Here is a 22454-nt window from a genome sequence, read left to right on the forward strand (position 1 = left end):
GATGGTCGGCGTCAACACCGGCATCGTTTCCAACCCGGCAGCACCCTTTGGCGGGGTCAAGCAGTCGGGGCTGGGACGCGAAGGCGGCAAGGTCGGCATCGAGGAATTCCTCGAGATCAAATACACCGCAATAGCAATCTGAGAACTCCGGTTCAGATGAGCGGATCAATAGCAGCCAAAGGCCTGTTCGCCATGGAGGGAAGGCCCACCGCGCAGCTGATCGCCGATCAGCTGCGCGAACAAATCATCCAGGGAATCTTCCACCCCGGAGAGCAGATCAACGAATCCATCCTCGCCGTCCAACTGAACACCTCCAGGAGCCCCGTCCGGGAAGCCGTGCAACGCCTGTGCCAGGAAGGCATCCTCACCAGCCGACGCAACCGTGGCGTGTTCGTGCTCGAAATCTCAGCCCGGGACAGCAAGGAAATCTACGCCGTGCGTGAGGCTGTGGAAACAAACGCCGCAGATTCCCTACTCAACAGCACACCCAAACACATCAAGAACACCTGCCAGGCCCTGAAAACAATCCTCAGGAACATGAAAAGACAAGTGGACGCAACCAACTGGCAATCAATTGCCCAACTGGACATGCAATTCCACACCACAATCGTCGCAGCCGCCGGCAACAGCAGAATGACCAGAATCTACGAAACCTTGGCCGCCGAATCAACAATGTGCATTCGCAAGCTGGAAATCTCCTACCCACAAGCACAGACGCTGATCCAAGAGCACGAGCACATCCTCAGCTTCCTCGAAACGGGCAACAGGGAAGAACTCCGGAGAGCCCTCAAACACCACATGCAAAAGGCCGTCGACGACCTCACCACCACAACCCCAAACCAGGAAATCAAGCCCACAACCAGAACCCTGGCAAACTGAAAACCAGAGAAGGCCAAGTCCACAGGACCTGGCCTTCTCTGGCTTGACCGGTCCTGCGCAGCCGTGAGTCCCTCGGGTGGGCAACATAACGGCAGACGCCGTCCGCAACGACGGTGTGGTCTACTGCCCTACAGTTGACGACGCTGTACCATGAAGGCATGGCTGAGCAGATTAAGATAGTGCATTCGTCCACGGTGCAGCAGGTCGCGGATGGTCTCACAGCCATGATCCTGAGCGGAGGACTCAAGCCAGGTGAACGCCTCAGGGAGAGTCTCCTCGCCGACAACCTGGGACTTTCCAGGAACACTGTTCGTGAAGCCGTCCGCATAGTTCAAGCCGGCGGCCTCATTCGTCACCGCGCAAATCAGGGCGCGATCGTTTGGGACCCCACCGACGCGGAGATCATGGACGTCTACAACGCGCGGTATCACCTGGAGACCACAGCCGCACGGAGCATCTCCGAAAGCACCTCCATGGACGAGGTTCACGCCGCCATGGAGGAGTTCCGGGCAGTTTTGAAGAGTGGAGATCCATTCAGGATTGTCGAGAAGGACCTTGCGGTTCACAGCGCGATCGTCGGGCTCCTCGGAAGCCAGAAGTTGAGGATCTTCTATCAGCAATTGGTGACCGAACTGAGGTACTTCATGTTCGTGCTTTCCATTGAACATCACGAGTACGAGGACCCGGATACTCTCGAAGCCGAGCACCAAAACATTGTTGACGCGCTTGACTCGCGTGACCCAGTCCTGGCGGAGAAGGTCATCTCAGACACGATCATCCAGTATCGGGAATCGATCCGAGGCATTATCGCCGAGAGGCATACAGCAAGCTAAGCGAGCTGCAGGAACCCCTCCCCCGACGATGACACACCGAAGCTTTTTGGTCCTAGCCCCGTTCTGCAATGCGCGGCGGGAGCGCCTCCCGGCGGAGCACGGCGATGACGGCCCGCTTGGCGCCTGTCCTGCCGGTTGTTATGCCGGCGCTACCGGGGAGAGGGCGTCGATGGCCGTCAGGACGGCTGCCGTGAATTCCGACGTCGACGACGTTCCACCGACGTCGCGGGTGCCGTGACCGTCGCGCAGGGCCGATTCGAACGCGGACTGCAGGTGCTCGGCGGCTTCGGGATGACCGAGGTGCTCCAGCATCATGGCTCCGGACCAGATCTGTCCTACCGGGTTGGCCAGTCCCATCCCGGCGATGTCCGGCGCCGAACCGTGCACCGGTTCGAAGAGGGATGGGAACTCCCCCTCCGGGTTCAGGTTGGCGCTTGGCGCAACGCCGATGGAGCCAGTGACGGCGCTGCCGAGGTCGGAGAGGATGTCTCCGAGGAGGTTGGACGCGACGATGACATCCAGCGTCCAAGGCTTCAGGACCAGATGCGCAGCCAGGGCGTCCACCAACTCGTGGGTCACGGTCACGCCGGGATACTGCCGGGCGGTTTCCTCCACCACTTCGTCCCAGAACGGCATGGTGTGGATGATGCCGTTGCTCTTTGTCGCGGACGTCAGCCTACCCTGGCGGGAAGCAGCAAGCGTGGCAGCGAAGCGGGCCGCGCGTGAGACTCCAAGTCGGGTGAACATGGTTTCCTGGACCGCGCTCTCGTGCGGCAGGCCGCGGTACATCCGCCCGCCGACCTCGGAGTATTCACCTTCGTTGTTCTCCCGAACGATCAGGATGTCGATCGGCTTGTCCGACGCCAGCGGCGAGGTCACGCCGTCGAGCGTCTTCACGGGTCGGAGGTTGATGTACTGCTGGAATTCCCGGCGGATCGGGATCAGCAGGCCCCACAGCGATTCCGTGTCCGGAACCTCCGGGGAGCCTACGGCGCCCAGGAAGATCGCGTCGTGCTTGGCGAGCTGTTCCAGCCCGTCAGCCGGCATCATCCGCCCGTGCCGGCCGTAGTAGTCTGATCCCCAGTCGAAATAGGTGAACGCCAAGTTGAGAGAGTGAATCGATGCTATCCGCTCGAGGCAGGTGATGGCCGCGGGGACGACTTCTTTGCCGATGCCGTCGCCGGCGATCACGGCAATGCTGTGGGTGCTGCTCATGAGGATGTCCGTTCCGTCAGGCCGCCGACGATCTGCCAGCGGGCCGTTGAGCCGCCAAGGTTGATGATGGTGTTCTTGGGTTCGGTCATCTCGCGGACCGAGTGCCGGATGCCTTCGCGTCCCACCCCCGATTTCTTGAAGCCGCCAAACGGCATCGAGTCGATCCGGACGTCGCTGGTCTCATTGATCACCACAGCGCCGACGTGCAGTTTCTCCGCTACGGCCAGGGCCAGATCAATGGACTGGGTGAAGACCCCGGCCTGGAGACCGAACTCGGTGGTGTTCGCCGCATACACCGCGTCCCGGACCTCGATGAACGGCAGGATGCTGACCACCGGCCCGAATACCTCATCCCGGATTACCCGGCACTCAGTGGGCACATCGGTCAGGACGGTCGGCTCGTAGTACGCGTTCCGGCGGGCCCCGCCGACATGGACAGTGGCGCCGGCCGCTTTGGCTTCTTCCACCCATTCCTCCACCCGCCGGGCCTCCGCCTCGGAAATCAACGGCCCGACATCGGTGCCCCGGTCAAGCTTCGGCCCCGTCCTGAGCGCCCTGGTACCGGCGGCGACCTGCTCCAGGACCTCCTCGAACAGCGAAGTGTGCACGTAGACGCGTTGAACCGAGAGGCAGTTCTGCCCAGCCACACCAAAGGCTCCGGCCACGATGGCATCCGCTGCTTTAATCGGATCCGCGTCAGCGCACACGATCGTGGCGTTGTTCCCGCCGAGCTCGGACAGGATCTTCTTCGCCCCCGCCGCCGCGGCGATGCGTTCCGCCGTCGCAGGACCGCCGGTAAAGGAAATCAGGTCCACCCGGGGATCGGTGACAACGGCCTCGGACACGCCCGGCCCGGAGACGATCGCGGCGATCCGCCCCGACGGGACGCCCGCTTCCAGCAGCAGCTGGACAAAGGCCAGCCCGGTCAGCGGCGTGCGCGTGGAGGGCTTGAGCACGACGCCGTTCCCGCCGATGAGGGCAGGGCCCAGTTTGTGCGCCACCAGGTTTAGGGGGTCGTTGAACGGAGTGATCGCCGCGACGATGCCAACCGGCTTCCGGCTGTACCAGCCGATCTTGCCCGCACCGGCCATGCTGTCCTCGAAACCCAGGTCTCCCCCGCCAGCTCGTCGGAGGCCGCGGCGGAGAGCCGCAGGGTTTCGGCGCAGCGCCGCACCTCACGTTCGGCTTCGGTGATGGTCTTGCTGCTTTCGGACGCAATGATCCTCGCAAAGCGCACGGACTGCTCGCTCAGCAGGCGGGTGGCCTTTTCGAGAGCCTCCCTGCGTGAGCGCAACGGCCAGTCCTCGTGCTGCAGGTGGCGGTGGATGTGCGTGATTGCACGCCGGACGTCCTGGGGCGAAGAGGAGCAGACCCGGCCGAGCAGGATGCCGTCTTCAGGATCCCGAATTTCCAGAACCATGTCCGTGGTCTGCCATTGGCCTTCGAGGAAGGCACCCCCGGGAAGGCCTGCAACCTCGGCACGGCCGTAGCCTGTATCCGGGCCGGCTTCAATAACCATTGTGGATGAAGTCATGGGAGTCCTTTCCTGCCTATTTGACTCGGTCGATGATTTTTGCGGCTCCACCAATGAAGGGCAGGAACCAAGGCGGGCCGAAGTGGCCCGGCACGGGCGGATTCTTCAGGCCTTCCCACACGTTCGCGGACTTGTCGCCGGCCATGTAGTGGGCCATGCGCTTGCCCATGTGGGCTGCCATCTGCACCCCGTGTCCGCTGTAGGCCAAGGAGTAGTAGAGCCCGTCGTGGACACCGGCGTGGACCATCTGGTCCATGGAGAGGTCCACCAGTCCGCCCCAGATGTAATCCACCTTGGCGTTCGACAGGTACGGGAAGAGCTCAAGCATGGCCTTGCGCAGGATCTCCGCGCTCTTGACGTCCGAGTCCGGGCTGGACAGCGCGAAACGGGCCCGGCCGCCGAACAGCAGACGGTTGTCCGGCGTAATCCGGAAGTAGTAACAGAGCATCTTGCTGTCCGAGGCCATCCGCCGGTTCGGCAGGATCCGATTGAGCACGTCTTCGGGCAACGGCTCCGTACAGATGATGAAGCTGCCCACCGGGATAACCCGGCGCTGCAGCCACGGTGTGACGTTGCCGGTGTAACCGCTGGTAGCCACCAGGACCTGCTTGGCCCTGGTGATGCCCCGGGTGGTGTGCACGTCGTGCACCGTGCCCGAAACCTTCTTCAGCTCCGTGACACCGGCTTCCTCGCAGATATCCGCCCCGGCGGCAACAGCCGCCCCGCCCAACCCATGCACAAACTTCCCCACGTGCAGCCCTGCTCCCAGTGGGTCCAGCATGGCCCCCTGGTAGAAGTCCGTGCCGATTTCACTGTGGATCTCGGACTTGGGGATAACGGTGACATGATGGTCGGCCAGGGCGGCCATCTTCTCCTGCGACCTCAGGAACCCCTCATAGTGGGACTTGTGGAAGGCCAGCGAGAGCTTTCCGTCCCGCTTGTAGTCACACTCGATGCCATTGTCATGCACCAGCTTCTCGATGCTGTCGATGGCGTCGTTGTATTCACGGAACATCTCCACGGCACGCGCGGCGCCGTAGCGCTTCACCGCCGTGCTGAAACCGATGGCCAACCCGGTCGTCGCCATTCCCCCATTACGGCCCGACGCGCCCCACCCAACAGTGTGGCGTTCGAAAACGGCAACGCTGGCGCCCTGCTGGGCAAATTCCAGGGCCGCGGAGAGTCCGGTGAAGCCGGCGCCGATGATTGCCACATCGACGTTCTCGGGAACCGGAGTGCGCCGGTAGTCCCCGGATGGTTCGGCAGTGTCCAGCCAATAGGGGTTGAGTTTCACGGGTTGACCTTTCGCCTCGACGTCGGTTTAGAGACCGAGGTGCTTGTTGACCTCGTCCAGGGACTTAACGGTGTTGTAGTCGTAGCCCCCGGTGATGGGGTCATAGCCACGGTCCAGCACCCAGAGGTTACGGAAGCCCATGTCGTGCATGGGGTGCATGTCGTACCGTGTGTGAGAGGCGATGTGCAGGAAGTCCTCCGGCTTGGCGTTCAGGGTATCGAGCATGTACTCGAACGCCTGGTAACGCGGCTTGTAGGCCTGGGCCTGCTCAGCAGTCAACACGGCGTGGAAGTCAGCGCCGAGCTTGGGAATGCTGATCTCCAGAAAGCTGTCGTCGGCGTTGGACAGAGCCACCAGCTTGTAGTTGTCGCCCATGAGCTTCAGCGGAGCCGGCACGTCATCATGGGCACCAAAGCTGCGTACAGCGTCAGCGAACTCTGCGCCCGCACCAGGGGTCGGCCCGATGCCAAAGAACTTGCATACCCGGTCAAAGGAATTCTGAAGGATCTCCTCGTAGGGCTTGTAGTCGCCAAGGACCTCGTCGAACCGGTACCCGCGGAACACCTTCTTGAACGCAGGCCACTGCTCTTCAGGCAGACGCCCCGCGAGCAGCCGGCAGGTAGTGGAATCAGTATCCCAGTTGATCAGCGTGCCGTAGATATCGAAGGAGATGTACTTCGGCCGGTTGGAGTCTGCCATGATTCGTCCGTTCATTGAAGTTTGGAGAGGCCACATGCGGCCTTCGGCTTTTATGAGGTGTCTGGGCTCCACGGCTTCCCTTGGTGGTGAAGATCCGGCCGCCCAGTACGTCGACTCTAGAGTCCCGCCGCAGTTGTTGTCAACAGTTGAACAGTTGACTAGTAGACAGGTCTTTATTGTTGACAGTTGAGCAATTGCGTACTTGTATTAAACGTGAACTGAGATCCAGATCACAGTCCATTGAAAGTAGAGCAGTGACCAGATCTGCATCTTGTTCAGCAGAAATATGCCCCGATTGTCCTCAATATCGACCTGACCCAAGGATTAACTTCGTCTGAGGGGCATGCGAAGGGAACCACCATGAAGACCAGAAACAAATTCCAGACTGGGGCCGCCGGGCTTGCTGTCCTGCTTGCCCTCACCGCCTGTGGCGGTACGGCAACGGACACCCAGGGAACGGACATTCCCAAGACTCAAAACACCCGTGACATCTCCGAAGGTGTCCAGCCGGATGCAGCCGCCGTGGCGTTGCTGCCCGAGTCCTACAAGGCCAAGGGGGAGCTGACCGTGGCGATGGATCTAAGCTCCCCGCCAATGACCTTCCTCGCCGAGGACAACACCACCCCCATCGGCGTGAACCCGGACCTCGCCCGCCTGGTCGCCAAGAAGCTGGGGCTGAAGCTGAAGTTCGCAAACACCGCCTTCGACACCATCATTCCCGGCATTGACGGCGGCCGCTACGACTTCACCGCCACCACCATGTCCGCCACGGAAGAGCGGCTGAAGGTCCTGGACATGATCAACTACCTCAAGGGCGGCTCGGCCGTCGCGGTACCCCACGGCAACCCGAACAATCTGACCAACGACACGCTCTGTGGCAAGAACATCGGTGTAACCAAGGGCTCCACCCAACAGCTGAGGCACCTGCCGAACGTCTCGAAGTGGAGCTGCGAGGAAAAGGGCCAGCCGGCCATCAACGGCGTGACACTGCCCAACATCCAGGAGGCCCTGACGCAGCTGGACTCCAAGCGGATCGACGGCGTCTTCTACGACGCCAGTGCCCTGGCCTGGGCCGACGAGCAGCAGCCGGACCACTTCACCATCCTGGAGCCGAGGATGGATACCCGCACGAACACCAACGTCGCCATGGCACTGAAGAAGGGCTCACCGTTGACACCGGCCCTGCAGCAGGCCATCCAGTCCGTTCTGGAGAGCCCGGAATACAAGGAGTCCCTGGAGTACTGGGGCCTGGCCGAATCAGCCATCACTGAAGCCGAAATCCGCTAACTCCCCCTAACCCAACCCAGCGGCTCCGGCAATCCATCGTCTTGTCTGCATCGACGGCATGGCGAGGGTCAAGCATGCATCCACGCAACCCGCTGCCCCATACAAGCCATGGAATCCTTGCTAGATCCGTCGGGAACGTGTCATACTTTGGCCTGTAGAACTGTTGAACAGAAGAACAGCAGAACATCCGATTCGGGCCAGCATGACGGGTTGTGAATCACAGCAGCTGGCTTCAACCCCCAACTTATTAATTCCCTACTCATCGAATTACCCACTAGCGGCAGGAGCCCAGGACATGAATGTCAGCACCGACTCCGAATTTATCGACGCCGTCGCATCAGAGAGCGGACTCCTTGTGGAACAGTCTCAGCTCGCCGACTCAGCTGTCCTGGAGCTCCTTGAACAGTCCTACGGCCTGAACGGCAACCTGAAACGCATTCCCACTGAGAAGGACGAGACTTTTCGTCTGCAGGACGGAAATGACATGTATCTTGTCAAGCTGTCCACAGCCGATGAGGATCCGGTGATAGTCCACCTGCAGACGGCTTGCATGGAGCATCTGGAGCGGACTGCGCCCGAACTTCCGGTGCAGCGTGTAGTAAAGAGCCTTACGGGGAGTACCGAAGTCCATATTCCGTCACCGGAAGGACCCTTTGACCGGGTGCTTCGGGTGATGCGCTTCATGCCAGGCGAGTTGCTGGCCCACCACGGGGCGTCGGCTGGCCAGCTTCAGTTGGTGGGCTCAAGCCTTGCCCGTCTGGGTGTTGCTTTGCAGGACTTCGATCATGCCCGCGCCGACCGTTTGCTCCTGTGGGACCTGAAACACTTCCACCGGATGCGGCCGCTGCTTGACTATGTCGATGAGCAGCACAAACGCTCCCTGGCCGAAGACATTTTCGACCGGTTCGACGAGACAGTGGTTCCGCTGCTGGACACCCTGACCTCTCAGGTAGTCCACGGCGATTTCAGTCCGTTCAATATCCTCGTCGACCCGGACAGCGCGGACTACGTGACCGGGATTATCGACTTCGGCGACGCGGTGCGGACACCGGTGATCTTCGACCTCAGCGTCACCATGGCCAACCTCCTGGGAGCAGATCCGTCCAGCCCCTGGGAGCACGCACTGCACGTCATGGATGGCTATTTGAGTACCAGTCCGCTGCCCGTTCAGGAGTTGGAGGCCCTGATCATCTCAGCCCAGGCCCGCCTGCTCCTGCGGGCCCTGATCACGGGGTGGCGGGCAAGCCAATTGCCCCAAAGGCGCGATTATCTGCTCTCCCACTCCAAGCCGGACTGGGACCGGCTCGCCGCCACCGCCGCCGCCTCCGCACCAAAACTGCCTTCCACACCCTGAACCAGACGCACTAGCCTCAAGGAGAAACCATGGACAACTCTTCCCAGATCATCCGCAAGCCGTCCAAACCCATGGTCAACGGCTTTGATCCCAACCGCCTTAGCGAGCTCCCGGACCAGATGCAGAAGAGCATCCGGCGCCGGGACCAGAGCCTCGGACCCGGATACCGGCTCTTCTACGACAACCCCCTGGAAATCGTTCGCGGCAAGGGCGTCACGTTGTTTGACCGCGAGGGAAATGACTACCTCGACGTTTACAACAACGTCCCCTCTGTCGGTCATGCCCACCCGCGGGTCATCGCGGCCGTCCACGAGCAGATGCAGACGCTGAACACCAACACCCGGTATGTTCAGGAATCCATCCTCGACTACTCCGAGCAGCTCCTTTCCACGTTCCCCGCCGAGCTTGGCCATGTCATGTTCACCTGCACCGGGTCCGAAGCCAACGACCTCGCCATGCGCGTGGCAAAATACGCCACCGGAAACCAGGGCATCATCGTCACCTCCGGCGCGTACCACGGCCTGACAGCCGAAGTGTCCTCCTTCTCGCCGTCCCTGGGCGTCGGTGTGCCCCTGGGTGCGAACGTCCGGGTCATCGACGCCCCGGACGCCCTGCGGTACTCATCGGATCAGGGGTCCCTGGAGGATCACCTGCGGAACCAGGTCCGTGCCGCCATCGCCGACCTGCACCGGCACGGCATCGGAGTGGCGGCCTTCATCGCCGACAGCATCTTCTCCTCCGACGGTGTCTTCGCCGGCCCGACAGGCTTCCTGCGCCCGATCATTGAGGAAGTCCATGCTGTGGGCGGCCTGTACATCGCGGATGAAGTCCAGCCCGGATTCGGTCGTACGGGCGAGGAATGGTGGGGCTTCCAGCGTCACGGAATCGTCCCGGACATCGTCACCATGGGCAAGCCCATGGGCAACGGCATCCCCGTCGCGGCGGCAGTCTTCAAGCCCGAACTGCTTCAGGAGTTTGGCAAGAACATCCGCTACTTCAACACCTTCGGCGGGAATTCCGTAGCCATCGCGGCGGCCCAGGCCGTCCTGGACGTGATCCGCGAGGAATCGCTGATGGAAAATTCGTTCAAAGTTGGCGCAAAGATCCTCACTGAACTGAAGGACCTCACTCAGGGCTTGGACCAGGTCGCAGAAGTCCGCGGAAGCGGCTTGTTCGTAGGAGTCGATATGGTGACTGATCGCTCCACGCTGACCCCTGATGGCGATACGGCCGCTGGCATCGTAAATAGGCTCCGGGAAGAACGGATTCTCATCTCGGCCTGCGGCGCCCAGGGCAATGTCCTGAAGCTCCGCCCCCCGATGCCGTTCTCCATGAATGACGCCGACCGCCTAATCGAAGCACTGGGTCGTGCCTTCAAGGAACTGCGGTAAGGCCCAGCACCAACCCGGTCAGCGTAGATGCTGACACCAACTGCTTGGGGAGTGTCTTCCACCGTGAAGGCACTCCCCAAGGCGTTAAGGGCCCGAATCCGCCCCCGTCCAGCGTTGGGATACGAGGCCCGCGACCTGCCCGCGCGAGCTTAGCGAGATGCACTCTCTCTGGTTTCGCAATAGTCTGGCCGGGTGGATACAAGCACCGTGAACCCCGGCGAACAGGTTGGCAGGCAGTCGCGCATTCTCGAAGCTGTACTGGACCTGCTGTCGCGCCACGGCATCTCAGGTGTCAATATGCGTGCAGTGGCGCGGGAAGCCGGCGTCGCACTGGGACTCGTGAATTACTACTACGAAGACAAGTCGAGCTTGATCCGTGCTGCCTTGCACCGAATGGACGAGCACGATCTTATGCTGGTCGCGCCCGACCCGGGGTCGCCCCCGGACGAACAGCTCCGAAAGGCCCTCCGGCGCGTTGCGGCCGCGGAACTCCTGACCACACGGTACCTGTCTCTGCGTCTCCACCTGTGGGCTCTCGCGCAAGCCCATGAAGACTTTGCTCTGATCAATGCGGCTGCCTTCGAGCGGTATCTCGATGGGCTCGCTACGCTGATTGGGAATGCCAAGCCCGAACTTTCCCGCGATGAATGCAGGGAGCGGGCAGCCGACATTGTCGTCGTGCAAAACGGCATGTGGCTGACAGCACTCCTTGGCGTGGACAACGCCTCCATCCAGCGAAGCATCACCCGCACGGAGCAGATCGCCTTCGCCGCTTCGCGATAAACGCACGGCCTACGCGTCTCGGAAGTCCCAAGCCCACTTCGCCGGGCGGGTACCACTCGCGATTAGCCTTGAACATTTGTTCAGCACAAGTCTTGAACACTTGTTCAACCTGAACTATTCTGCTTTGTATGACCCAAGCCACACAGTCCAGCTCCGAAGGCTTCTGGTGGGCGGGCTGGCCCCGCACAACGGTGGCAACACAGCGTCAAGTATTAGACCTACCCGGTCCAGAGGGACCTGACCGACCGGCACAGCGGCTGGAAGCAGCCATGGCTGCAACCGCATGGCTGCTTTCCGCCCGAGGCGGATTGGAACCCGGATACAAGACCGTCGATGAGCCTGTCGCCGTCGTATTACTGGTCGCCGTACTACTAAGGAGACACTATGACCGAAACCGCATCCACCCTGTTCATCAACGGCTCGTGGGAGCCGGCGGCGTCCGGCGCGGTGCGCAAGATCCGCAACCCCGCCGACGGCGAACTGGTCGCCACGGTGTCCGAGGCCGGCCGGGAAGATGCCGAGCGCGCCATCGCTGCGGCCCGTGCGGCCTTCAACTCCGGCATCTGGGCCTCGGTCCCGGCACCTGAGCGCGGGGCCTTCCTGCTCAAGGTCGCCGCGGAACTGCGCGAGCGCCGCGAGAAGTTCGCCCGCGCCGAATCGCTGGACACCGGCAAGCGGATCGCCGAAAGCCGGATCGACATCGACGACATCGCCGCCTGCTTCGAATATTTCGGAAGGCTCGCGGGGCAGCAGGCGGGCCGCGTGGTCGACGCCGGGGACCCCGCCGTCCTGAGCAGGATCGTCTACGAACCGGTGGGTGTCTGCGGCCTGATCACGCCGTGGAACTACCCGCTGCTCCAGGCCGCGTGGAAGATCGCGCCCGCCCTGGCCGCCGGCTGCACGTTCGTGCTCAAGCCCTCCGAGCTGACCCCGTCCACCGCCATCCTGGCCATGCAGCTGCTGCAGGACCTGGGCCTGCCGGACGGCGTCGCCAACCTCGTCACCGGCGCCGGCGCGGAGGCGGGTGCACCGCTCTCGGAACATCCCGCCGTCGACCTTGTCTCTTTTACCGGCGGACTGGAGACCGGAAAGCGCATTGCCGCGGCAGCCGCCGGCACCGTGAAGAAGGTGGCGCTGGAACTCGGCGGCAAGAACCCCAACGTGGTGTTCGCCGACGCGGACTTCGACGCCGCCGTCGACAATGCACTGAACGGGGCCTTTGTGCACTCGGGGCAGGTCTGCTCCGCCGGAGCGCGGCTGGTGGTCGAGGAATCGATCGCCGAGCGCTTCGTCGACGAGCTGGTCCGCCGCGCGCAGGGCATCCGTCTAGGCGGCCCGTTCGACGAGGCTACCGAAACCGGGCCGCTGATTTCCGCGGCCCACCGGGACAAGGTCCACGCCTACGTCCAGCGCGGCGTGGAGGAGGGTGCCCGGCTGCGGTGCGGCGGTGCGGCACCTGTCGGGGAGAAGTACGACGCCGGTTTCTACTACCAGCCAACCGTCCTGGACCGCGTACACAAGGGAATGTCCGTCGTCGTGGACGAAGCCTTCGGCCCGGTAGTGACCGTCGAGACCTTCCGCACCGAGGACGAGGCCGTGGCGACCGCCAACGACACTATCTACGGGCTGGCCGGCGCTGTCTGGACCCAGGACGCCGGCAGGGCGCAGCGCGTGGCCGGCCGGCTGCGGCACGGGACCGTCTGGATCAACGACTTCCATCCCTACCTCCCGCAGGCCGAGTGGGGCGGCTTCGGCCAGTCCGGCGTCGGCCGCGAGCTTGGCCCGACCGGCCTGGCCGAATACCAGGAACCCAAGCACATCTACCAGAACACCAGCCCGCAGGTAACCGGCTGGTTCGCTGACCACGGCAAGGAGAACTAGATGCACATCGACAACGTGGAGAACCTCGACGACCGCGAGTTCGACTACATCGTCATCGGCGGCGGATCCGCCGGCGCTGCGGTCGCCGCCCGCCTGAGCGAGGACCAGGACGTGTCCGTGGCGCTGGTGGAGGCCGGCCCGGACGACCGCGGCGTGCCCGAGGTACTGCAGCTCAACCGCTGGATGGAGCTGCTGGAATCCGGCTACGACTGGGACTACCCGATCGAACCGCAGGAGAACGGCAACTCCTTCATGCGCCACTCCCGCGCGAAGGTCATGGGTGGCTGCTCCAGCCACAACTCCTGCATAGCCTTCTGGGCCCCGCGCGAAGACCTGGACGAATGGGAGTCCAAATACGGCGCCACCGGCTGGAACGCTGAGGCGGCCTGGCCGCTCTACCAGCGGCTCGAGACCAACGAGGACGCCGGCCCGGACGCACCGCACCACGGCGCCTCAGGCCCCGTGCACCTGATGAACGTGCCCCCGGCGGACCCCGCCGGCGTCGCGCTCCTGGACGCCTGCGAACAGGCGGGCATTCCGCGCGCGAAGTTCAACTCCGGCACCACCGTGATCAACGGCGCCAACTTTTTCCAGATCAACCGCCGCGCGGACGGCACCCGCTCCTCCAGCTCAGTCTCTTACATCCACCCGATAATCGAGCGCACGAACTTCACGCTGCTGACCGGGCTGCGCGCCCGTCAGCTGGTGTTCGACGCTGACAAGCGCTGCACCGGCGTCGACGTCGTGGACTCGGCGTTCGGCCGGACCCACCGGCTCTCCGCCCGCTGCGAGGTAGTCCTGTCCACCGGTGCCATCGACTCGCCCAAGCTGCTCATGCTCTCCGGCATCGGACCCGCCGGGCACCTCGCCGAACACGGCATCGAGGTCCTGGTCGACTCCCCCGGCGTCGGCGAGCACCTGCAGGACCACCCCGAAGGCGTCGTGCAGTTCGAGGCCAAGCAGCAGATGGTGCAGACTTCGACCCAGTGGTGGGAGATCGGCATCTTCACGCCGACCGAGAACGGCCTGGACCGCCCGGACCTGATGATGCACTATGGCTCCGTCCCGTTCGACATGAACACCCTGCGGTACGGCTACCCCACCACGGAGAACGGCTTCAGCCTCACACCGAACGTCACGCACGCCCGGTCCCGCGGCACCGTCCGGCTGCGCAGCCGCGACTTCCGCGACAAACCAGCGGTCGACCCGCGGTACTTCACTGATCCGGAGGGCCACGACATGCGCGTCATGGTCGCCGGTATCCGCAAGGCCCGCGAAATAGCCGCCCAGCCTGCCATGGCCGGTTGGACCGGCCGCGAGCTCTCCCCCGGAATCGAGGCGCAGACCGACGAGGAACTGCAGGACTACATCCGCAAGACGCACAACACCGTTTACCACCCCGTCGGCACCGTCCGCATGGGACCGGCGTACGACGACATGTCGCCGCTCGATCCCGAGCTGCGGGTCAAAGGCGTCACCGGCCTGCGCGTCGCCGATGCCTCCGTTATGCCTGAACACGTCACGGTCAACCCCAACATCACCGTCATGATGATCGGTGAGCGTTGCGCCGACCTCATTCGCGCCAGCGGGGCCGGCGAAATAACGACGTCGGAGGCGGAGCTCAGCGCCTCCCTCGCCTGACCGGCAGCGCAACCCATGGCGGGATCCGGCGCTGGCCAGGTGAGCCCGTGGAGGGTGCACCACGCTGCCTCCACGCGCGTTTTCCGGACCAGCGCCGGTTCACCCTTATCCACAGCGCCCTGCTCAACCGTCGCGGAGGCTGCCCGAGTCGATCCTCTGTCACTTTATCCCGGCGGGACGAGGGCGACTAACCTGAACATCTGTTCACCACAAGTCTTGAACACATGTTCAACATCAACTAGTCTGCATCGTATGACCTGCGCCACACTTAGGGGGACTTCGCGGAAATGCGGCGTCTGTCCCCGGCGAGGAGCCGACTGAGCTCGGACGCGGGCCTCGACGAGTACCAGAGCCAGGCACATCCGCAGCCCGTCGAGCCCGCACGCACCTGCTGGTCTGCCTCATCCGCTGAGGATACGGGGGCAGGCGCAGCCGGCTAAGCATCAACAATATGGGGGAAAACGCCCGAGCACCCGCCACACGGGGGCCGGCCGATGATTTCGCCCGCGTCCAATGGCGGCCGCGGGTCATCACCACCGTGCTTTTCTGACTTAGGAGTTCAGATGTTGGAACCGAGCAAGAGTACTGATTCAAGCGGCATGGACGAGTTCGGCTATGCCCAGACCCTGGACCGGAGCATCGGCAAGTTCGCCAGCTTCGCCGCCGGCGTCAGTTACATCTCCATCCTTACCGGTGTTTTTCAGCTGTTTTACTTTGGGTTCTCCATGGCCGGGCCGGCCTATGCCTGGTCCTGGCCCCTCGTCTTCGCGGGCCAGCTCATGGTGGCCCTGTGTTTCGCTGAACTGGCCGGCCGTTACCCGGTGGCCGGGTCGGTCTATAACTGGGCCAAACAGCTCTCGTCAGGGACCTTCGCCTGGCTGGCCGGCTGGCTGCTGCTGATCTCCTCGATCGTGGCGCTTGGCGCCGTGGCCCTTGCGCTGCAGCTCACCCTGCCGCAGATCTGGTCCGGTTTCCAGATCATCGGAGACGGAACGGGCCCTTACGACTTCGCCGTCAACGGCGTCCTGCTGGCCAGCATCATGATCAGCATCTCTACCCTGATCAACGCCTTCGGCGTGAAGTTGATGACCAGGATCAACAGCATCGGCGTCTTCGTGGAGCTCGCCGCTGCCGTGCTCCTCATCCTGGCCCTTGCCTGGCATGTGGTGCGCGGACCTGAGGTCCTTTTCGACACCGCAGGCTTCGGCGAGGACCATGACCTTGGCTTCTTCGGGGTGTTCCTCATCGGCGCCATGGCGTCCGGCTACGTGATGTATGGCTTCGACACCGCCAGTTCCCTCGGCGAGGAGACCAAGGACCCGAAAAAGACCGCTCCCAAAGCCATCCTCCGCGCAATCACCGCGTCCTTCGTGCTGGGCGGCCTGATCCTCCTCGGCGGTCTCCTGGCCGCCCCTGACCTGAACGACCCTAAGCTGGGAGCCGCCGACGGCGGTCTGCAGTACATTGTGCTCTCCGTGCTGGGCGGCCCGTTCGGCAAGGCTTTCCTGGTCTGCATTGTCGTGGCCGTGATCGTCTGCACGCTCGCCGTCCACGCCGCCGCCATCCGCATGATGTTCGCCATGGCACGGGACAACAACCTGCCCTTCAGCAGTCAGCTCAGCAAGGTGCACCCCGAGCGGAAGACCCCCACTGTCGCGGCCATCGTCATTGGACTCATCGCGATCATGCCGCTGATTGTTAACATCTCCCAGCCGGCGATTTTCACCATCCTCTCCAGCATCAGCATCGTCCTGATTTACCTGTCCTACCTGCTGGTCACCGTGCCGATGCTGCGGCGGCGGTTCCTTAAGAAGTGGCCTTTGCAGGACGACGGGGCAGAAGCAGGATTCAGCCTCGGCAAATGGGGCCTGCCCGTGAACATCCTCGCAGTGCTCTGGGGCGGGGCCATGACCCTGAACCTGATCTGGCCGCGGCCGGAGATCTACAACTCGATGCCGCCCTTTGAGTGGTACCTGCAGTGGGGCGGCGTCATGTTCGTCGCTGCCGTCACCATCGGCGGCGCGCTGCTCTACCGCGTGAAGATCCGGCACCAGACAGGCGTCCTCGCCGAGCACGCCGCGGCCGCCACAGCACCTCCGTCGCCAGGCTCCGCCCAAACCGTAACTTCGGCTGCCACCGAACTGGCGTCGGATCCTGTCCAAACCGGAGCAGCGTGGTCCTCCGCGGACATTGAAAGTGAGATCCCTGACGCGCTCACAGTGAATGGTGCCGCGTCAAAGAGGTCATAGATCCGCTCCCGGAGACAATGAGCACCAGCACCCGCAGCCCCGGACGGGCATCTCTTCGCCAGTATCACCGGCGGAGGGGTGCCCGCCGGGCGTCTCTCCCGCACCTGCCTCTGGACTGCATCAGCCAACAGCAAGGAACAAGTAGAGGCCGAGCAGGGCCGCCGCCACCGGCGTCATGGTGAGACGTTCCGGTTTGCTGCGGGAGATCGCATTCATGAGCACGCCCAGGGCGAAGTATGCCACCAGCACCCAGACAAAGATCGCCGTGAAAGCATCATTGACCAGCGGCGGGACCAAGCCTGCCTTCGCCAGCCCGGCGTAGCCGAACAGTGCGTACAGGAGAATCGAGAGGGCACTGCCGATCTTGAGCCTGACGGGGAGGACAACGTGCTGCCCGCCCCAGGCCATGCGGCCAAGCGGCGCCCCGCCAATGAGGGCACCCTGAAACAACGCAAGTCCGGCCAGCACAACGCAGACGGCCACGGCTGAAAACTCATACAACGGCATTAGCAAATCGTCCTGTCCTTATGGATCAACGGGGACGGCCCGGTGAGGGAAGGTCCTGCAGCATCATGATTGCCCGCTGAAGTGCTCTACGGCGCTCTCGACGGTGGAGAAATGGTGGGCCCGATCGAAGCGGTCGGCCAATCCATATTTAGCCAGCCTATCCTTCACCGGGCCCTTAAGTTCAGCAAAGACCAGGCTAATGCCTTTGTTCTCCAAGTCTTCGTCCAGCTGAACCAAGTGCTCGACGGCCGTGGTGTCCACGCCGGTGATGCCCTCGGCCGCCACAATGACGGAGTGGACCGGCTGCGGAGAGGCGTCCACGATATCCCGCACGTGCTCGACGAAGACCTGACCATTTGCGAAGAACAGCGGCGCGTCGAACCGGACCAACGCCAGCCCCGGAATCCTCCGGCCCTCCGGATGGCGGCCTATATCGTGGAAACCCGGCCTTCCCTCGACCTTAACCAGTTCGGTCCGGTAAGGAGAAAACGCTGCCTGGACGAACACAGCAAGCGACAACACCACCGCGAGGACCACGCCCGGCAGGACTCCGAGCACCAGCACGCCCACGAACGTACCAGCCATGAGGGCGGTTTCGATCCGGCTGCTTCTGATCAGGCCCTTCATGCCCCCGATATCTACCATGGAAGCCGCTGCCACAATGACGACTCCTGACAAGACACTGGAGGGCAGGTGGGCGGTCACTCCAGGTAACGTCAACATGAACACCAGTAGCCAGATTCCCGCTGACAGGCCAGCCAGCCTGGTGCGTGCGCCGGCGTTCAAGGCCACCGGCGTGCGGGATGTGCTGGCGGAGATGGGGAACCCGCCCAGGACACCGGCAGCTGCGTTGGCACTGCCCAGAGCCAGCATTTCCTTGCCCCCATCCACCCTCACGCCGTTGCGCTGGGCAAGGCTACGGGAGAGAACAGCGGTATCGGCAAAAGCGAGCAGGGCGATTCCGGCAGCAGGACCTGCCATTGCGGTAACGTCTGCCCAGCCGAACCCGCCAAGCGCGGGCATGGGGAGGCCAGTTGGGAGTGCGCCCACAACGGGCAGCATCTTGTCCAGGCCTAGGGTCGCGGATGCCAGCATGGAACCCCCAACTGACACGATGATGCCTAGGAGCCGGAAGTTCGGCGGAAGTCGGGCGGCAATGAGCAGTATGACGATGGTTACGCCACCGATGAATGAGGCGACGACATTGAGATCGCCCCGCACCAAGCGGTCAATAGCGGAGGAGAATTGGCTCCAAGGCTCATTGACGCCGTCGGAATCCCTGCCGAGGAGACCCGCCAACTGACTAAGCCCGACGACGGCGGCCAACCCGGCCAGGTAACCCGTGCGGATCGGTCTGGACAGCAGGTTGCTCAGGAAGCCAAGTTTTAGGAAGTAGCCCAGGATCAGGAAGCCGCCGACGAAGATTGCCAGCAGCCCGGCCAGCGCGAGGGCCCGGCGCGGGTCGCCTCCTGACAGGGGAATCACAGCTGCTGCGATCAGGGGAGCCAGCGCTGAATCCGGGCCCAGGATCAGCACCCGTGAGGGACCGATCAGGCCGTAGACGATGAGGGAGACGATCGAGGCGTAGAGCCCGGCCACCGGCGGCAGCCCGGAGGCTGTGGAGTATGCCATGCCTGCAGGAATCAGAAAGGCGCACAGCAATAGCCCGGCAGTCACATCCGGCACTACGTTTTTCCGCCGGAATGCATTGGTTGGCTTGGTTTTAAGCGCGGCTTCGGAACCATCCTTCGCAGCCATGCGTCCCTCCGGCCTCCTCCGTATTCAGGACAGCAGCGTACTTCTTAACCTTGATGGAGTGCATGCGCGTAATGACGCTGGGGCTTGCCTGGCACGGAGTTCCGGCGGCGCTGGGACACCATCGAAAGAATCCCAACAAAGCCCAAGGGCCTGAGCCCGGTGCAATACCGTGCTCAGACCCTTGCAGCTTATGCTCTTATGTCATCTGACTGACGCTCTAGGATTTGAACCGCGTTTAGAGACCGAGGTGCTTGTTCAGCTCGTCCAGGGACTTAACCGTGAAGATGTCGTTCGAACGCCTGGTAGCGCGGCTTGTAGGCCTGGGCCTGCTCAGCGGTCAACACGGCGTGCCACTCTGCACCGAGCTTGGGAATTCAGCGCAGCCGGCACGTCCTCATGGGCAACGGAGTTGCGTACAGATCAGCCGAGGCTCGGCGCGGGCTGCGTGCTGACGGAGGTATGCGTGCGCCACTGCTGAAGACCGCCCGGAGCTTAAAGGACGCAACCGACGGCAACGATGTCAGGTGCGGTTTTGGATCGGGCGTGCCATAGACGCCTACTGATCGATAGAGTAGGATCGTCAACAATTCACAACCCAGTGGAAGGAAAAATCATGCGTCCATACGTATACGTCCCTGCAGCCGAGATTCAGGGCGAGCTCGAGCCCAACGGCTACCGTGCCGGCTACGACTCAGGTGACCCCAAGACGGCCATCCTGAAGTTCGACACCGACTTCAAGACCGGTGTTTGGGAGTGCCAGCCCGGCGGCTGGAACATCACCCCCCGCGAGGACACCGAGGTGTGCTACATCGTGAGCGGCCGCGTGACCGTAACAGACGGCGACACCGGCAACGTCTACGAGGTCTCTGCCGGCGACGTGGTCGTGCAGCCCAAGGGCTGGACGGGCCGCTGGGAGGTCACCGAGACCATCCGCAAGGTCTACTGCCACGGCTTCGACTGATCGTCGTTTGACCTGACGCTAGACAAGCGGGCCGTACCTTCATAGAGGGTGCGGCCCGCTCGCGTCTCCGGCACCGCAGCAGGATCAAGTCGCATCATCGGCGAGGCTTGAGCAGCCAAGGGAATCTGGCAGATCCCGCCATTGTGCCGGATGGCGTGGGACACTCCCGGGGTTGCCTCGCAGATACTCACCTTGAAGTCGTTCCTGGCTCAAAAGCGAAAGGACACATCAGCCCGGCATGGCCTACCCAAATTTTCCTTGGGCGTGCGCTTCCCGGGACTTGCGGGTGTTGCATCGCTCATCACGGTCGCCTTGACCATAAGGTGCTCCTTCCCCTCTTTTACTCGTTAGTGCATCGCCAATGGGTCGTCCCGATTCCGGCTTTGATTTGCATCCAGTCAGACGAACGTACGAGACAAGAAGCTCGCGACTAACTGCACTTTGGGCAATGCATTATTTCGAGCAACGAAAGAAGCGAAAGTTGGCCCTGGATCGATTGATGCCCGCGGTGTGCCCAAGGGTGTTCTCGCGCAGCCGCGGAACAGATATAACGGCGCAGTCTTGACCGCGGCGGCCAGGGCTGGTGGAAGACCAGGTAACGAACGGCCTGCCCGCTCGCGCCAGCGACCGACCGGGCAGGCATCGTGCCACGCCCCTTATTCTGGCGTCAGATGGACATCACAGCAGCCGCAGGATTGGGTCCGGTGGTTACCGAGTACCAAGAGCCAGGCGATGTGACAGTAGGGTATCTTGCCGTCACGAACCCCCTGCCTGTAGCCATAGACCGGATTCTGACCAGCCCGAAGCTTAACATCCGCCCCGCTGGCGGTGGGCGCTTGTTGCTGCAGGCACTCGATCTTGATGCGACCGCGACAGCTGGTACTGTCCCTGCCATCGATTCGGATTTGGCAAGCGAGTTTATCCGCCGGCTCCAAGAGATCCTGAAGAACACGGGAAACGCTCATCTCACCGAACTCCATGTCGGAATCCGCGCCATGCCTGCTGATAGGCGCAGTATCATCGGCGCCGTCCCGTCCAGGACGAATTCCGGCCCAGCAGGCTGCTGGACAACTACCCCACCAGGTCTTGGCCGCACCCCGCCAGCCCGGGCAGCAATAAAGAACAGCGCCACAAGTAAGGGCCAATCAAGCGAATGAGCGTGAGGGACCCCGGCTGAGTTGGGCGTCGAAGTGGCGTCTATATTCCGTCGGGGTGGTGGAAAAGGCTCTTGCGAAGTTCTGTCGGAGGGTCACGGCGCTGCCGAAGCCGCAATCAGCGGCCACCTGATCAACGGACAAGTCGGTGGTTTCCAGCAGCCGCCGGGCGGCATCGAGGCGTCGCGTGCGTATCCAGGCGGACGGCGTTGTCCCTGTTGAAGCCCGGAAGGCGCGGACGAAGGTTCGACGACTCATGTGCGCCTGTGCGGCGAGGCGATCGATGTCCAGGGGCTCACCCAGGCGGCCCAATGCCCACTCGAGCAAGCGCGCCATCGGGTCGTCTGAGGAGCGGGGCGGAAGCGGGTGTTCAATGTACTGCGCCTGTCCGCCCTCCCGGTGTGGGGCGATGACCAGACTGCGTGCAATCTGGTTCGCTGCCTCCGCACCCAGACGGCCCCGCACCAGATGGAGGCACGCATCGAGTCCGGACGCCGTGCCGGCTGACGTCAACACGTCACCATGGTCGATGTAAAGCACTGTTTGATCGAGGAATACATCAGGGTGCCGGGCACCGAAGGAATTGAAGGCCTGCCAATGTGTGACGGCAGAACGTCCGGTAAGCAGACCAGCGTCGGCAACAGGGATAGCGCCAAGGCAAAGCCCCAGGATTGTCACGCCCCGCTCGTGTGCCTGCTGAAGGACCTGCCGCAGTGATTCGCTGGGAGCGCGTCCGTCGTCGAACCATGAGGGCACGACGACGACGTCCGCGTCTTCCGCAGCTTTCGGCCCCTGGACCTCTCCCAGCAGGTAGCCCTCTGCTGTTCGAATCTGGCCCTCCTGGTCGGAGAAAAGAACGGTCTTCCATTCAGCGAGTCCCTGGCGCGCGACCTCGTCGAACACCATCTGCGGAACTGCGAGGTGGAACATTGTCACGTCGTTAAACGCGTACACCGCGATCCGCATGCACCCCTCCCCGATAGTTTGGCCTAAATCAATCGTACACAGGCATATGTGCCACTGGTGGACGATGG

20 protein-coding genes are annotated in these 22454 nt (G+C 62.9%); 12 read left to right on the forward strand and 8 right to left on the reverse strand.

Going from position 1 to position 22454, the window contains the following annotated elements:
- The 3 genes from AC6CH3_RS07060 to AC6CH3_RS07070 form a co-directional block, all read left to right on the forward strand.
- Positions 1-142 (forward strand): aldehyde dehydrogenase family protein (locus AC6CH3_RS07060; protein WP_498131926.1); only part of this gene is annotated, 142 nt, incomplete at its 5' end.
- A 14-nt stretch (positions 143-156) separates the two neighbouring features.
- Positions 157-879, forward strand: coding sequence for a GntR family transcriptional regulator (locus AC6CH3_RS07065; RefSeq protein ID WP_498131747.1), 723 nt, complete (start codon positions 157-159; stop codon positions 877-879).
- Between the two features lie 158 nt (positions 880-1037).
- A complete protein-coding gene (locus AC6CH3_RS07070) occupies positions 1038-1712 on the forward strand; it encodes a GntR family transcriptional regulator (RefSeq protein ID WP_498131748.1) in 675 nt (224 codons plus the stop codon).
- 138 nt (positions 1713-1850) lie between these two features.
- Here the strand turns inward: AC6CH3_RS07070 and AC6CH3_RS07075 are convergent, their stop codons facing one another.
- The 5 genes from AC6CH3_RS07075 to AC6CH3_RS07095 are packed head-to-tail and all read right to left on the reverse strand — an operon-like array spanning position 1851 to position 6454.
- Positions 1851-2927, reverse strand: a complete 1077-nt coding sequence (locus AC6CH3_RS07075) for a tartrate dehydrogenase (RefSeq protein WP_498131749.1) — start codon at positions 2925-2927, stop codon at positions 1851-1853.
- Positions 2924-4018: an aldehyde dehydrogenase family protein gene (locus AC6CH3_RS07080; RefSeq protein WP_498131750.1), complete on the reverse strand. Its 1095-nt coding sequence runs from the start codon at positions 4016-4018 to the stop codon at positions 2924-2926. The genes AC6CH3_RS07075 and AC6CH3_RS07080 overlap by 4 nt, the downstream gene beginning before the upstream one ends.
- A complete protein-coding gene (locus AC6CH3_RS07085; RefSeq protein ID WP_498131751.1) occupies positions 3934-4461 on the reverse strand; it encodes an aldehyde dehydrogenase family protein in 528 nt (175 codons plus the stop codon). The genes AC6CH3_RS07080 and AC6CH3_RS07085 overlap by 85 nt, the downstream gene beginning before the upstream one ends.
- A gap of 16 nt (positions 4462-4477) precedes the next feature.
- Positions 4478-5755: an NAD(P)/FAD-dependent oxidoreductase gene (locus AC6CH3_RS07090; RefSeq protein ID WP_498131752.1), complete on the reverse strand. Its 1278-nt coding sequence runs from the start codon at positions 5753-5755 to the stop codon at positions 4478-4480.
- Between the two features lie 27 nt (positions 5756-5782).
- Positions 5783-6454, reverse strand: coding sequence for a haloacid dehalogenase type II (locus AC6CH3_RS07095; protein WP_498131753.1), 672 nt, complete (start codon positions 6452-6454; stop codon positions 5783-5785).
- A 360-nt stretch (positions 6455-6814) separates the two neighbouring features.
- On the opposite strand from AC6CH3_RS07095, the gene AC6CH3_RS07100 reads away from it, so the two are divergent.
- The 7 genes from AC6CH3_RS07100 (at position 6815) to AC6CH3_RS07130 (ending at position 17040) form a co-directional block, all read left to right on the forward strand.
- Positions 6815-7741: an ABC transporter substrate-binding protein gene (locus tag AC6CH3_RS07100; RefSeq protein WP_498131754.1), complete on the forward strand. Its 927-nt coding sequence runs from the start codon at positions 6815-6817 to the stop codon at positions 7739-7741.
- A gap of 295 nt (positions 7742-8036) precedes the next feature.
- Entirely contained in the window at positions 8037-9095 is a 1059-nt protein-coding gene (locus AC6CH3_RS07105) for a phosphotransferase (RefSeq protein WP_498131755.1), read from the forward strand.
- Between the two features lie 29 nt (positions 9096-9124).
- Positions 9125-10486 (forward strand): aspartate aminotransferase family protein, encoded by a 1362-nt coding sequence (locus AC6CH3_RS07110; RefSeq protein ID WP_498131756.1) that lies wholly within the window; start codon positions 9125-9127, stop codon positions 10484-10486.
- 192 nt (positions 10487-10678) lie between these two features.
- Positions 10679-11269, forward strand: a complete 591-nt coding sequence (locus tag AC6CH3_RS07115) for a TetR/AcrR family transcriptional regulator (protein ID WP_498131757.1) — start codon at positions 10679-10681, stop codon at positions 11267-11269.
- Between the two features lie 384 nt (positions 11270-11653).
- A complete protein-coding gene (locus tag AC6CH3_RS07120) occupies positions 11654-13150 on the forward strand; it encodes an aldehyde dehydrogenase family protein (protein ID WP_498131758.1) in 1497 nt (498 codons plus the stop codon).
- On the forward strand, positions 13151-14791 hold the full coding sequence (locus AC6CH3_RS07125) for a GMC family oxidoreductase (protein WP_498131759.1): 1641 nt from the start codon (positions 13151-13153) through the stop codon (positions 14789-14791). It abuts the gene before it with no gap.
- A gap of 563 nt (positions 14792-15354) precedes the next feature.
- On the forward strand, positions 15355-17040 hold the full coding sequence (locus AC6CH3_RS07130) for an APC family permease (protein ID WP_498131760.1): 1686 nt from the start codon (positions 15355-15357) through the stop codon (positions 17038-17040).
- Positions 17041-17160: 120 nt separating this feature from the next.
- Here the strand turns inward: AC6CH3_RS07130 and AC6CH3_RS07135 are convergent, their stop codons facing one another.
- A complete protein-coding gene (locus AC6CH3_RS07135; protein WP_498131761.1) occupies positions 17161-17547 on the reverse strand; it encodes a hypothetical protein in 387 nt (128 codons plus the stop codon).
- 63 nt (positions 17548-17610) lie between these two features.
- On the reverse strand, positions 17611-19305 hold the full coding sequence (locus AC6CH3_RS07140) for a SulP family inorganic anion transporter (protein WP_498131762.1): 1695 nt from the start codon (positions 19303-19305) through the stop codon (positions 17611-17613).
- Positions 19306-19918: 613 nt separating this feature from the next.
- Between AC6CH3_RS07140 and AC6CH3_RS07145 the strand changes: the two genes are divergently transcribed.
- Positions 19919-20266, forward strand: a complete 348-nt coding sequence (locus AC6CH3_RS07145; protein WP_498131763.1) for a cupin domain-containing protein — start codon at positions 19919-19921, stop codon at positions 20264-20266.
- Between the two features lie 671 nt (positions 20267-20937).
- Complete coding sequence (locus tag AC6CH3_RS07150; RefSeq protein ID WP_498131764.1) at positions 20938-21423, forward strand: hypothetical protein; 486 nt, start codon at positions 20938-20940, stop codon at positions 21421-21423.
- On the opposite strand, the gene AC6CH3_RS07155 is transcribed toward AC6CH3_RS07150, so the two are convergent.
- A complete protein-coding gene (locus AC6CH3_RS07155; RefSeq protein WP_498131765.1) occupies positions 21412-22386 on the reverse strand; it encodes a GlxA family transcriptional regulator in 975 nt (324 codons plus the stop codon). The two genes, AC6CH3_RS07150 and AC6CH3_RS07155, sit on opposite strands and share 12 nt — an antisense overlap.
- Between the last annotated feature and the right edge of the window lie 68 nt (positions 22387-22454).

The sequence above is a fragment of the Arthrobacter sp. GQ119 genome, assembly GCF_059759125.1.